This window comes from Kitasatospora kazusensis, from assembly GCF_039529945.1.
Lineage (GTDB): Bacteria > Actinomycetota > Actinomycetes > Streptomycetales > Streptomycetaceae > Kitasatospora > Kitasatospora kazusensis.
In genome coordinates this window covers 1-13,521 of the sequence record NZ_BAAANT010000060.1, presented here as the reverse complement: position 1 = coordinate 13,521, position 13,521 = coordinate 1, and the positions used below count along the sequence as shown (strand labels likewise).

Here is a 13,521-nt window from a genome sequence, read left to right as displayed (position 1 = left end):
ACCGGGTCGTGCTATCGGCGCATGTGCTCACGACGACTCGCAGGGGTGACACGGGAATACCGTGCTGACGCACCTCCCGGCACCTTGGACTCCTCGCATACGATGGCCCGTACGGTGGGGTAAACCCCGCCTCGCAGTCGTCCAGAGCCGATCCAGGCAAGGAGCCCGCTCAAGTGTCCGTCTTCGACAAGATCCTGCGCGCAGGCGAAGGCAAGATCCTTCGCAAGCTGCAGCGGATTGCCGCCCAGGTCAACTCCATCGAAGAGGACTTCGTCAACCTCACGGACGACGAGCTGCGTGCGCTGACCGACGAGTTCAAGCAGCGCCTCGCCGATGGCCAGACGCTGGACGACATCCTCCCTGAGGCGTTCGCGACCGTCCGCGAGGCGGCGAAGCGCGTCCTCGGTCAGCGGCACTACGACGTCCAGATCATGGGTGGCGCGGCTCTGCACCTCGGCTACGTCGCCGAGATGCGCACCGGCGAGGGCAAGACCCTGGTCGGCACGCTGCCGACCTACCTCAACGCGCTGACCGGCAAGGGTGTCCACCTGATCACGGTCAACGACTACCTCGCCGAGCGCGACTCGGAGTGGATGGGCCGGGTGCACCGCTTCCTCGGCCTCGAGGTCGGCGTGATCCTCGGCAGCATGTCGCCCGCCGAGCGCAAGCGGCAGTACGCGATGGACATCACGTACGGCACGAACAACGAGTTCGGCTTCGACTACCTGCGCGACAACATGGCGTGGTCGCAGGAGGAGCTCGTCCAGCGCGGCCACAACTTCGCGGTGGTCGACGAGGTCGACTCGATCCTGATCGACGAGGCCCGTACGCCGCTGATCATCTCCGGCCCGGCGGACCAGGCGACCAAGTGGTACGCCGACTTCGCCAAGCTGGTGCAGCGCCTCAAGATCGACCGGGACTACGAGGTCGACGAGAAGAAGCGCACGGTGGGTGTCCTGGAGGAGGGTGTGTCGCGGGTCGAGGACTACCTCGGCATCGACAACCTCTACGAGTCGGTCAACACGCCGCTCGTCGGGTTCCTGAACAACGCCATCAAGGCGAAGGAGCTCTACAAGAACGACAAGGACTACGTCGTCATGAACGGCGAGGTCATGATCGTTGACGAGCACACCGGCCGCATCCTGGCCGGCCGCCGCTACAACGAGGGCATGCACCAGGCGATCGAGGCCAAGGAGGGGGTGGAGGTCCAGAACGAGAACCAGACGCTGGCCACCATCACCCTGCAGAACTTCTTCCGCCTGTACGACAAGCTCTCCGGCATGACCGGTACGGCCACCACCGAGGCGGCCGAGTTCCACCAGATCTACAAGCTCGGCGTCGTGCCGATCCCGACCAACAAGAACCCGCTGCGGATCGACCAGCCCGACCTGATCTACAAGTCGGAGCCGGCCAAGTTCGCCGCCGTGGTCGAGGACATCGTCGAGAAGCACGAGAAGGGCCAGCCGGTCCTGGTCGGCACCGTCTCGGTGGAGAAGTCCGAGTACCTGTCGCAGGAGCTGCGCAAGCGCGGCGTCCCGCACGAGGTGCTGAACGCCAAGCACCACGAGCGCGAGGCGCAGATCGTCGCCCAGGCGGGCCGCAAGGGCGCCGTCACCGTCGCCACCAACATGGCCGGCCGTGGCACCGACATCATGCTCGGCGGCAACCCCGACCACCTCGCCTCGGCCGAGCTGGCGCAGCGCGGCCTCACCCCGGGGGACACCCCGGAGGAGTACGAGGCGGCCTTCCCCGAGGCGCTGGAGAAGGCCAAGGCGGCCGTCAAGGCCGAGCAGATCGAGGTCCAGGAGATCGGCGGCCTGTACGTCCTGGGCACCGAGCGGCACGAGTCCCGCCGCATCGACAACCAGCTGCGCGGCCGCTCCGGCCGTCAGGGCGACCCGGGCGAGTCCCGGTTCTACCTCTCGCTGGGCGACGACCTGATGCGGCTCTTCAAGGCCGGCATGGTCGAGCGCGTGCTGTCGATGGCGAACGTCCCGGAGGACGTGCCGATCGAGTCGAAGATGGTCACCCGCGCCATCGCCTCTGCCCAGACCCAGGTCGAGCAGCAGAACTTCGAGATCCGCAAGAACGTCCTCAAGTACGACGAGGTGCTGAACCGCCAGCGCGAGGTCATCTACGGCGAGCGCCGCCGCGTCCTGGAGGGCGAGGACCTGCAGGAGCAGGTCGGCCACTTCATGGACGACACCGTCGAGGCGTACGTCAACGCCGCGACCGGCGAGGGCTTCGAGGACGACTGGGACCTGGAGAAGCTCTGGCTCGCGCTGAAGCAGCTCTACCCCGTCACCCTGGAGCTGGACGCGCTGGAGGAGGAGGCCGGCGGTTCGGCCGGGCTCACCTCGGAGTTCCTGACCAAGGTCATCCAGGAGGACATCCAGGCGCAGTACGGCGCCCGCGAGGACCAGCTCGGCGCCGAGATCATGCGTGAGCTGGAGCGCCGCGTCGTCCTCTCGGTGCTGGACCGCCGCTGGCGCGAGCACCTCTACGAGATGGACTACCTCCAGGAGGGCATCGGCCTGCGGGCGATGGCCCAGCGCGACCCGCTGGTCGAGTACCAGCGCGAGGGCTTCGACATGTTCGGCGCCATGATGGAGGGCATCAAGGAGGAGTCCGTCGGCTACCTGTTCAACCTGGAGGTCCAGGTCGAACAGCAGGTTGAGGAGGTCCCGGTCGCGGACGGCATCCTGGGCGACGGCGACGCGCCGCTCTCGCTGGAGAAGGAGTCCCGCCCGGAGATCAAGGCGAAGGGCCTGGAGGCCCCGAAGCCGCAGCGCCTGCACTACACGGCGCCGAGCGTGGACGGCGACGAGACCGTCATCGAGGGCGACTTCGAGGGCGACTTCGAGGACGAGGGCGACGGCCTGACCCGCGCGGAGCGCCGCAAGGCCGCGAAGTCGGCCAAGGGCCGCCGCCGCAAGGCCTGACCCTGCCGCCGTAGGGCGCCGCTCCCCTCTCCAGGGGGGCGGCGCCCTTCTGCGTACCTGCCTTTGCGCGTGCCCGCCTCTGCGCATGCTGCGGGGCGGCCGCCCAGGGGGCGTGGGGGCGGAGGCTACGGCGCGCGCGCTCCCGGCGCGCAGGGTTCAGCGGGCTTCGAGCGCCACGCACTGCCACTGCTCGGTGCGGCGGTGGCGCTCCAGCCGGAAGGCGACCATGTGATGGCGGGGGCCGAACTCCACCCGGACGCAGACCTCCAGGGCGCCGGGGAGCGGGGCCGAGTCGTAGACCCGGCCGAGGCGGTGGCCGGTGACCCGGCCCCGGGGGCGCAGCGGCCCGCTCCGGACCAGGGCGGTGAGCTGCTGGTACGCCGGGACGGTGGTGTGCCGCTGGAGCTGTCCGGCGGGCCGGAGGCCGGTCAGGACCTCGACCAGCCGCTGGGCGAAGCGGGCCGCCAGGTCACCGTGGCCGCCGTGGGCGGGGGCGCAGGTGGCGCGCGGGTGGCGCGGTTGGCGGGGCTCCGCGACGGCCCGTACGTGCTGGTGCGGGGCGTGGGCCGGGCGGCGGGCGTGCGGATGACCGGTCTCGTGGACGAGGGGGCGTACGCGCGGGGCGTGCGCGGTCGCGAGGTGCCGTACGGCTGCGGGCTCGACCATGGGCGGGACCTCCGGCGGGTTCGGTGCGGGGGTTGGTACGACTCTTGGTACTCGCCCTTGGTACCCGTGCGGTGGTGCGGCGGCAACGACCGCCGGAACGGTGTCGCGGGTGCGGCGCCGTGTCACCTATCCGGGTGACCGGCGGTGGGGCCGCCGGGGCGCGGGTCCGGCGGACGGCGTATCCGGTTGACGTGCGCGGGCACGGCACGGCGCACGAAGGGGTACGTACGCCGGGCGAACTTCGGGTGGCGGGCCGGTGGCGGCGACCGGTCTACCGCCGGGTAGGAAGGAGGATCGGGGGAGGCGAACCGGAGAGGCGGCGGTGTCATGGGTGTCCGGCGCGGGCTGGTGCTGGGCGGGGGCGGGATGCTCGGGGCCGCCTGGACGATCGGTGCGCTGTGCGCGGTCGAGGAGGCCACCGGCTGGCGTCCGGCCGAGGCCGAGGTGATCCTCGGGACCTCCGCCGGGGCGATCCTGGGCACCATGCTGGCCGCCGGGGTGCGGGCCGAGCACCTGCGCGACCACCAGCTCGGCCTGCCGGTCGAGGCCGGGCCGCTGGCGGGGGTGGACTTCGACTACGACAGCGCGGTCGGCGGTGCGCTGCCGCCCCGCCCGCGTCCGGGCATCGGCTCGCCCGGCCTGCTGCGGGACGCCGTCCGGCACCCGCGCGAGTACCCCTTCCTGACCATGGTCTCGGCCGCCGTGCCGACCGGCCGGGGCTCGGTCGCCCCCGTCGGCGAGCTGGTCCGCGGCCTGGTCGCCGACGGCTGGCCGCCCGGCTCCGGCCTGCGGGTCGCGGCGGTCGACTACCGCACGGGTCACCGGGTCGTCTTCGGCGATCCGGACGGGCCGGCCGCCGACGTGGCGGACGCGGTGATGGCCTCCTGCGCGATCCCGGGCTGGTTCGCCCCGGTCGAGGTGAACGGCAGCCGGTACGTGGACGGCGGCTGCTGGTCCGCCACCAACGCGGACCTGATGGCGGCCCGGGGCCTCGACGAGGTCTACGTCCTGGCCCCGATGGCCCTGCGCCCCGCCGGGTCCGCCTCCGGGCTGCGCGAGTGGCGGGACCGGGACCGGCCCAAGGGCGTGCTGGCCCAGCTGGTCAGCCGGTACCGGCGGGCGGTGACCCGGCAGCTGCTGCGGGAGGCCGGGCAGCTGCGGGCGGCCGGTACCCGGGTGCAGCTGCTCGCACCGACGGTGGCGGACCTCGCGGTGATGGGCCCCAACATGATGGACCCGGGCCGCCGCACCGAGGTCCTCGAATCCGCGCTGCGGACCAGCCGCGCGGCGCTTCTGGGCCTCGCCGCGAGGTAGCAGCCCTCGGGGGAGGTGCCTCCACACGCCCACCGGGGGTGGCTGGCGGGCCCGGCCGGTCGAGGGCGCCGTATTCTGGGGGGCCATCCACCAGAGATCAGCCGAGAACCGGAGCACCCCCGATGCGCGTGTACGTGCCCACCACGTTGAACGGCCTGGCGGCGGCGTACCCGGGCGGAGCCCTGGACGAGTCCGCCGCGTACGCGGTGACCCCCGCGCTGCGCGAGTGGTACGTCAGCGACGACCTGGAGGAGCTGGAGTACGCGGCCCTCAACCGGGCCGCCCAGTCCTCGCTGCGCCTGCTGGCCGCCGACCCGTCGGCCCCCCGCCGGCGCGTGGTGGTCGCGGTCGACGTCGCCGACTCCGCCGTGGCGCCGTTCGCCGGTGACGAGTACCAGGACCAGGCCTCGCTGGGCCGGGTGCAGCTGAAGGGCTCGCTCCGGCTGGCCAAGGCCGCCGCCGTGCACGCGGACACCCCCGACGCCGACGTGGTCACCGAGGTCGCCGCCGCCGCCGAGGCGATCACCGCCGCCGACCAGGGCGACGACGACGCCCAGTTCACCGTGGACGGCGCGGACGACCACGAGCTGCTCTGGTTCGCGACCCAGGAGATCCCCGGCCTGCTTGCCTGACCGTCGGCACCTCCGGTTACCGTTCCTGGGTGCGTACTCACATCGTCTGGGACTGGAACGGCACGCTGCTGCACGACATGGAGGCGGTGGTCGGCGCGAGCAACGCCGCCTTCGCCACGCTCGGCGTGCCGCCGATCACCGTGGAGCGGTACCGGGAGCTGTACTGCTTCCCGATCCCGCGCTTCTACGCGCTGCTGCTCGGCCGTGCCCCGAGCCAGCAGGAGTGGACGGTGCTGGACGCGGCCTTCCAGGAGCGGTACGCCGAACTGAGCGGGGCCTGCGGGCTCACCGACGGCGCGGCGGAGCTGCTGGCCGGGTGGCGGGCGGCCGGGCGCAGCCAGTCGCTGCTGTCGATGCACGAGCACGTCCGGCTGCTGCCGCAGGTCCGGGCGCGCGGGATCGAGCAGCACTTCCTGCGGGTCGACGGCCGGAGCGGGATATCCGACGGCACCGGCAAGAGCGGCTACCTGCTGCGCCACCTCGCCGCGTTGGCCCCCGAGGTGGACCCGCGCCGTACGGTGCTGATCGGCGACGCCGCCGACGACGCCGAGGCGGCGCTGAACGCCGGCGCGCACGCGGTGCTGTACACCGGCGGCTCGCACACCCGGGCGAAGCTGGAGCCGCTCGGCGTGCCGGTGGTGGACAGCCTCGCCGAGGCGGTCGAGATCGCGGAGCGGATGATCGCCTGAGCCGCGCGCCTGAGCCGCGCGCCTGAGCCGCGCGCCTGAGCCGCGCGCCTGAGCCGCGCGCCTGAGCCGCGCGCCTGAGCCGCGCGCCTGAGCTGCCGTCCGGGCGGGCCGCGTGCCTGGGCCACCCGGATGGTGGCGCGGCCCACAGCCTCCGGTGGCGTGTCACCCGGGGCGAACCGGCTGAAAGGTGGTCAATCTGGGATTGACGCCAGACCTTTCGACCGAGCGGAGCCGTCATGCCCATCGACGCAGTCACCCAGGTGCCGATCCCGCGCAACGAGCCCGTCCGCGACTACGCCCCCGGCAGCCCCGAGCGGGACCGGCTGGAACGGCGGCTGGACGACCTGGCCGGTGAGGTGATCCCGCTGCCGATGACGATCGCGGGGGAGCAGCGGTTCGGCGCGGGCGAGCGGATCGACGTCGTCCAGCCGCACCACCACACGGCCCGGCTCGGCATGCTCGGGAACGCCACCCGCGAGGACGCCCGGCTCGCTGTGGACGCGGCGCTCGCGGCCGGGCCCGAGTGGCGGTCGCTCTCCTTCGACGACCGGGCGGCGGTCTTCCTGCGGGCGGCCGACCTGCTGGCCGGGCCCTGGCGGGAGACGGTCACGGCGGCCACCATGCTCGGCCAGTCCAAGACCGTCCAGCAGGCGGAGATCGACTCGCCCTGCGAGCTGGCCGACTTCTGGCGCTTCAACGTGCACTTCGCCCGGCAGATCCTGGCCGACCAGCCGCAGTCCTCGCCCGGGGTGTGGAACCGCACCGACCACCGGCCGTTGGAGGGGTTCGTCTACGCGGTCACCCCGTTCAACTTCACCGCCATCGCCGGGAACCTGCCGACCGCGCCGGCCCTGATGGGCAACACGGTGGTCTGGAAGCCCGCACCGGCCCAGACCCTGTCGGCCTTCTACCTGATGCGGGTGCTGGAGGCCGCCGGGCTGCCGCCCGGGGTGGTCAACATGGTCACCGGGGACGGCCGGCAGCTCTCCCAGGTGGCGCTGGCCGATCCGGCGCTGGCGGGCCTGCACTTCACCGGCTCGACCGCGACCTTCCAGTCGCTCTGGCAGACCATCGGCGCCAACCTCGGCTCGTACCGGGCGTACCCGCGGATCGTCGGGGAGACCGGCGGCAAGGACTTCCTGGTCGCGCACCGCTCGGCGGACCCGCAGATCCTGAAGACCGCGCTGATCCGGGGCGCGTTCGAGTACCAGGGGCAGAAGTGCTCGGCGCTCTCCCGGGCCTACCTGCCGCGCGGCCTCTGGCAGCAGATCAAGGACGACCTGCTGGCGGAGGTGGACGCGTTGACCGTCGGCGACGTCACCGACCTGTCCAACTTCATGGGCGCGCTGATCGACCGGCCGGCCTTCGACCGCAACCGCGCGGCGATCGACCGCGCGGTACGGGACCCGACGGTCGAGCTGGTGGCCGGCGGCCAGTACGACGACGCCATCGGGTACTTCGTCCGGCCGACGGTGCTGGTCTCCGGCGACCACCGCAACGAGATCTTCTCGACCGAGTACTTCGGCCCGATCCTGGCCGTGCACGTCTACGAGGACTCCCGCTGGGACGACGTGCTCCGCCGGGTCGACTCCGGCTCGCCGTACGGGCTGACCGGCTCGGTGATCGCGCAGGACCGGTACGCGATCGCGCAGGCGGTGGAGCGGCTGCGCTTCGCGGCCGGCAACTTCTACGTCAACGACCGGCCGACCGGCGCGGTGGTCGGCCAGCAGCCGTTCGGGGGCGGGCGCGGGTCGGGGACCAACGACAAGGCGGGCGCCGCGCAGAACCTGCTGCGCTGGACCTCCGCGCGGTCGATCAAGGAGACGTTCGTGCCGCCGACGGACCACCGCTATCCGCACATGGGGTGAACGGAGATCCGTTTGGACAAGGTGTCCAGGACGGATCGATCTTCCTGCGGGTTTGTGCCTCCCTGTCCCCTGACACCTTCGTTTCAGCCCGTTAGGCTGACTGGCGTCGTCGGGATTGGCTCCGCAGGCCAAATGCTCTCATGTACCCGGTCGAGAGGCGTTCCATGCGTGGCATGTGCGCTTTTCACCCGGAAAGTGAGGGAGGATTGCGGGCAGACCCGGCGGTGACCACCCACCACCACCGAGTCACGCAACGGCGCGCGACAGGAGCCAAACAGCCATGCAGACCAAGCTGGACGCAGCCAAGGCCGAACTGCTCAAGAAGGCAGCAGCAGCCGCTGAGAACAGCCAGGTAGGGGGAGCGGCGCCAGGGGAAGGCCTGAGCAACGGTGCTCTGACCGCGTACCTGCACCACTACTACCTCCACACCGCGCCCGAGGACCTGGTCGACCGCGACCCGGTCGACGTGTACGGCGCGGCCGCCTCCCACTACCGCCTGGGGCTCAAGCGCCCGCAGGGGACCGCCGAGGTCCGGGTGCACACCCCGACCGTCGAGGAGAACGGGTGGTCCTGCGGCCACACCGTGGTCGAGGTGGTCACCGACGACATGCCCTTCCTGGTCGACTCGGTCACCAACGAGCTGACCCGCCAGGACCGCGGCATCCACGTCGTGATCCACCCCCAGCTGCTGGTCCGCCGTGACATCACCGGCAAGCTGCTGGAGATCCTGGACGTCGACGCCTGCTCGCGCCGCCACAACGCCGCCGACTGGCCCAGCGACGCCACCGTCGAGTCCTGGATGCACATCGAGATCGACCGCGAGACCGACCGCGAGGACCTGCGCGCGATCGAGACCGGCCTGCGCCGCGTCCTGGGCGACGTCCGCGAGGTCGTCGAGGACTGGTCCAAGATGCGCGACGGCGCGCTGCGCCTCGCCGACGAGCTCGCCGAGGAGCCCCCGGCCCACCTGCCCGAGCAGGAGGTCGGCGAGGCCTGGGAGCTGATGCGCTGGCTGGCCGACGACCACTTCACCTTCCTCGGCTACCGCGAGTACGAGCTCGCCGAGCACCAGGGCGAGGAGGTGCTGCGCGCCGTCCCCGGCACCGGCCTCGGCGTGCTGCGCTCCGACCCGCTCAGCCACGACACCGACCACCACCCGGTCAGCGAGGCCTTCGGCCGGATGAGCGCGCCGGTGCGGGCCAAGGCGCACGAGAAGAAGCTGCTCGTCCTCACCAAGGCCAACAGCCGCGCCACCGTGCACCGCCCCGCATACCTGGACTACGTCGGCGTCAAGAAGTTCGACGCCCAGGGCAACGTGGTCGGCGAGCGCCGCTTCCTCGGCCTGTTCTCCTCCGCCGCGTACACCGAGTCGGTCACCCGCATCCCGGTCGTCCGCCGCAAGGTCCAGGAGGTGCTGGCCACCTCGGGCTTCTCCGGCGACAGCCACGACGGCCGCGACCTGCTGCAGATCCTGGAGACCTTCCCCCGGGACGAGATCTTCCAGACCCCGGCCGACGAGCTGCTCTCGATCGCCACCAGCGTGCTCTACCTCCAGGAGCGCCGCCGGCTGCGGCTGTTCCTGCGCCAGGACGAGTACGGGCGCTACTTCTCCGCGCTGATCTACCTGCCGCGCGACCGCTACACCACCCGGATCCGCGAGCGCCTGACCGAGATCCTCAAGACGGAGCTCAACGGCGACACGATCGACTACACGATCTACTCGACCGAGTCCGTCCTGACCCGCCTGCACTTCGTGATCCGGGTCGCCAAGGGCAGCGAGCTGCCGCAGCTCACCGAGCCCGAGATCGAGCGGATCGAGGCCCGGCTCGCCGAGGCCGCCCGGTTCTGGATGGACGGCCTGCACGACCAGCTGCACCTCGAACTGGGCGAGGAGCTGGCCGCCGAGATCGGCCGCAAGTACGCCAACGCCTTCCCCGACGGCTACCGCGCCGACTTCACCGCCCGCGCGGCCGTCGCCGACCTGCGGCAGATCGAGTCGCTGAGCGGCGAGGGCGACTTCCGCCTGAACCTCTACCAGCCGGTCGGTGCCGGTGACGACGAGCGCCGCTTCAAGATCTACCGGGTCGGCGGCCCGATCTCGCTCACCGAGGTCCTGCCCGTCCTCCAGCGCCTGGGCGTCGAGGTGCTCGACGAGCACCCGTACGCGCTCACCCGCGCCGACGGCTCGACCGCCTGGGTCTACGACTTCGGCCTCAAGCTGCGCGAGGCCACCGGCCTCACCGACGAGGCTCGCGAGCGCTTCCAGGAGACCTTCGCGGCGACCTGGACGGGCAAGGCCGAGAACGACGGCTTCAACGAGCTGGTCCTGACCGCCGGGCTGACCTGGCGCCAGGCCGTCGTGCTGCGCGCCCTGGCCAAGTACCTCCGGCAGGCCGGGAGCACCTTCTCCCAGGACTACATGGAGGACGCGCTCCGCAACAACGCCCACACCACCCGGCTGCTGGTCAACCTCTTCGAGGCCCGCCTGAGCCCCAGCCACCAGCTGGGCTCGCAGGAGCTGACCGAGGGCATCCTGGAGGAGCTGGCCGGCGCGCTCGACGAGGTCGTCTCGCTGGACGAGGACCGCATCCTGCGCTCCTTCCTGCACCTGATCACGGCCACCCTGCGGACCAACTTCTTCCAGCACTCCGCGGCCGGCGAGTGGCACTCCTACGTGTCGATGAAGTTCGACCCGCACGCCATCCCGGACCTGCCCGCGCCCCGCCCGGCCTTCGAGATCTGGGTGTACTCGCCGCAGGTCGAGGGCGTGCACCTGCGCTTCGGCAAGGTCGCCCGCGGCGGTCTGCGCTGGTCCGACCGGCGCGAGGACTTCCGCACCGAGATCCTCGGCCTGGTCAAGGCCCAGATGGTCAAGAACACCGTCATCGTCCCGGTCGGCGCCAAGGGCGGCTTCGTCGCCAAGCAGCTGCCGGACCCGTCGGTGGACCGCGACGCCTGGCTCGCCGAGGGCATCTCCTCGTACAAGACCTTCATCTCGGCGCTGCTCGACATCACCGACAACCTGAAGGCCGGCGAGACCGTCCACCCCGTCGACGTGGTCCGCCACGACGAGGACGACACCTACCTAGTCGTCGCCGCCGACAAGGGCACCGCGACCTTCTCCGACATCGCCAACGGTGTCGCCGAGTCGTACGGCTTCTGGCTGGGCGACGCGTTCGCCTCCGGCGGCTCCGCCGGGTACGACCACAAGGGCATGGGCATCACCGCCCGGGGCGCCTGGGAGTCGGTCAAGCGCAACTTCCGCGAGCTGGGCGTCGACACCCAGACCGAGGACTTCAAGGTCGTCGGCATCGGTGACATGTCCGGTGACGTGTTCGGCAACGGCATGCTGCTCAGCGAGCACATCCGCCTGGTCGCCGCCTTCGACCACCGGCACATCTTCCTGGACCCGAACCCGGACGCCGCCGCCTCGTACGCCGAGCGCCGCCGGCTGTTCGACCTGCCGCGCAGCTCCTGGGACGAGTACGACCGCAAGCTGATCTCGGCCGGCGGCGGGATCTTCCCGCGCAGCGCCAAGTCGATCCAGCTGACCGCGCAGGTCCGCGCCGCGCTCGGGATCGAGGAGACCCGGCTCACCCCGGCCGAGCTGATGAAGGCGATCCTCCAGGCGCCCGTCGACCTGTTCTGGAACGGCGGCATCGGCACCTACATCAAGGCCTCCCGCGAGACCAACGCCGAGGTCGGCGACAAGGCCAACGACGCGATCCGCGTCAACGGCGGCCAGGTCCGCGCCCGCGTCATCGGCGAGGGCGGCAACCTCGGCTGCACCCAGCTCGGCCGGATCGAGTACGCGGCGGCCGGCGGCCCGGAGGGCACCGGCGGCTGGATCAACACCGACGCCATCGACAACTCGGCCGGCGTGGACACCTCGGACCACGAGGTGAACATCAAGATCCTGCTGAACCAGGTGGTCGCCGACGGCGACATGACGGTCAAGCAGCGCAACGTCCTGCTCGCCGAGATGACCGACGAGGTCGGCGCGCTCGTCCTGCGCAACAACTACGCGCAGAACGTGGTGCTGGCCAACGCGGTCGCCCAGGCGGCCTCCATGGTCAACGTGCACTCGCGCATGATCAACCGCCTGGAGGCGGACGGACAGCTCGACCGGGCCCTGGAGTTCCTGCCCAGCGAGAAGGCGATCCGCGACCGCCAGCAGAGCGGCCGGGGGCTCTCCCAGCCCGAGCTGTCGGTGCTGCTCGCGTACACGAAGATCACGCTGGCCGACGAGCTGCTCGCCACCGACCTGCCGGACGACCCGTACTTCCGCACGACGCTGCACGAGTACTTCCCGACCGCGCTGCACGGCCGCTTCGCCGAGGCGATCGACCGGCACCCGCTGCGCCGGGAGATCGTCACCACCCTGATGGTCAACGACACCATCAACCAGGGCGGCTGCACCTTCGCCTTCCGCCTCCGCGAGGAGACCGGCGCGACCCACGAGGAGATCGCCCGCACCCACACGGCGGCGCGCGCGGTCTTCGGCCTGCCGGGGATCTGGGACGAGGTCGAGGCCCTGGACAACCAGGTGTCGGCCCGGGCGCAGACCAAGATGCGGCTGCACTCCCGCCGGCTGGTCGAGCGGGCCACCCGCTGGATGCTCAACAACCGGCGCCAGCCGCTCGACATCGCCGGCACCATCGAGTTCTTCCACGACCGGGTCAACCTGGTCTGGGGCAGCCTGCCCAAGCCGCTGCGCGGCGAGGACCTGGTCTGGTTCGAGGCCGTCCACCAGGACCTGACCGCGGCCGGCGTGCCCGACGCCCTCGCGACCCGGATCGCCGGTCTCTCCTCCGCCTTCCCGGCCCTCGACATCGCCAGTGTCGCGGACCGCTCGGGCGCCGAGGTCAACGAGGTCGCGGAGCTCTACTACGACCTCGCCGACCGCCTCCAGATCACCCACCTGCTGGACCGCATCATCGAGCTCCCGCGGACCGACCGCTGGTCCTCGATGGCCCGCGCGGCGATCCGCGAGGACCTCTTCGCGGCCCACGCCGGGCTGACCGCCGACATCCTGGCCTGCGGTTCCGAGGGCGCCTCGCCCGAGGAGCGCTACGACGCCTGGGCGGAGCTCAACGCCACCCTGCTCAGCCGGGCCCGGACCACCCTCGACGACATAAGGGGTTCGGACAACTACGAGCTGTCCAGCCTCTCGGTCGCGATGCGGGTGATCCGCACGCTGCTCCGCACGGGCACGCGGGGCTGAGCCCGAAGGCAACCTCCGAGGGCGGGACTGTCACCGACAGTCCCGCCCTCGCGGCGTTCTACCCCCCGGGGGATTCACCCTTCAGGACAGGGTTACCCCCCAGGGGCGCGGGGAACTGCGCGACCAGGGCACGACGTCCGTGCACGGTTGATCGCGCAGTTCCCCGCGCCCCTGCTGTGGTTGCCC

The 13,521-nt window shown here is 71.5% G+C and carries 7 protein-coding genes; 6 read left to right on the top strand and 1 reads right to left on the bottom strand.

From position 1 onward, the window contains the following. The first annotated feature begins 173 nt into the window (after positions 1-173). Complete coding sequence (gene secA / locus ABD330_RS29660) at positions 174-2,942, top strand: preprotein translocase subunit SecA (RefSeq protein WP_344469321.1); 2,769 nt, start codon at positions 174-176, stop codon at positions 2,940-2,942. Between the two features lie 156 nt (positions 2,943-3,098). On the opposite strand, the gene ABD330_RS29655 is transcribed toward secA, so the two are convergent. Next, entirely contained in the window at positions 3,099-3,608 is a 510-nt protein-coding gene (locus tag ABD330_RS29655) for an Rv3235 family protein (RefSeq protein ID WP_344469318.1), read from the bottom strand. 327 nt (positions 3,609-3,935) lie between these two features. Between ABD330_RS29655 and ABD330_RS29650 the strand changes: the two genes are divergently transcribed. The 5 genes from ABD330_RS29650 to ABD330_RS29630 all read left to right on the top strand — a co-directional run bounded on the left by ABD330_RS29650 (position 3,936) and on the right by ABD330_RS29630 (position 13,335). Continuing rightward, positions 3,936-4,922: a patatin-like phospholipase family protein gene (locus ABD330_RS29650; RefSeq protein ID WP_344469316.1), complete on the top strand. Its 987-nt coding sequence runs from the start codon at positions 3,936-3,938 to the stop codon at positions 4,920-4,922. Positions 4,923-5,044: 122 nt separating this feature from the next. Beyond that, a complete protein-coding gene (locus ABD330_RS29645; RefSeq protein WP_344469314.1) occupies positions 5,045-5,554 on the top strand; it encodes a DUF6912 family protein in 510 nt (169 codons plus the stop codon). 29 nt (positions 5,555-5,583) lie between these two features. Then, on the top strand, positions 5,584-6,243 hold the full coding sequence (locus ABD330_RS29640; protein ID WP_344469311.1) for an HAD family hydrolase: 660 nt from the start codon (positions 5,584-5,586) through the stop codon (positions 6,241-6,243). Positions 6,244-6,485: 242 nt separating this feature from the next. Then, on the top strand, positions 6,486-8,111 hold the full coding sequence (gene pruA, locus ABD330_RS29635) for an L-glutamate gamma-semialdehyde dehydrogenase (protein WP_344469343.1): 1,626 nt from the start codon (positions 6,486-6,488) through the stop codon (positions 8,109-8,111). A gap of 280 nt (positions 8,112-8,391) precedes the next feature. Beyond that, entirely contained in the window at positions 8,392-13,335 is a 4,944-nt protein-coding gene (locus ABD330_RS29630; protein WP_344469308.1) for an NAD-glutamate dehydrogenase, read from the top strand. The last annotated feature ends 186 nt before the right edge of the window (positions 13,336-13,521 follow it).

Coding starts and splice junctions, on each gene's coding strand:
- ABD330_RS29630 (WP_344469308.1), top strand. CDS start 8,392: ATGCAGACCAAGCTGGACGCAGCCAAGGCCGAACTGCTCAAGAAGGCA.
- ABD330_RS29645 (WP_344469314.1), top strand. CDS start 5,045: ATGCGCGTGTACGTGCCCACCACGTTGAACGGCCTGGCGGCGGCGTAC.
- ABD330_RS29650 (WP_344469316.1), top strand. CDS start 3,936: ATGGGTGTCCGGCGCGGGCTGGTGCTGGGCGGGGGCGGGATGCTCGGG.
- ABD330_RS29655 (WP_344469318.1), bottom strand. CDS start 3,608: ATGGTCGAGCCCGCAGCCGTACGGCACCTCGCGACCGCGCACGCCCCG.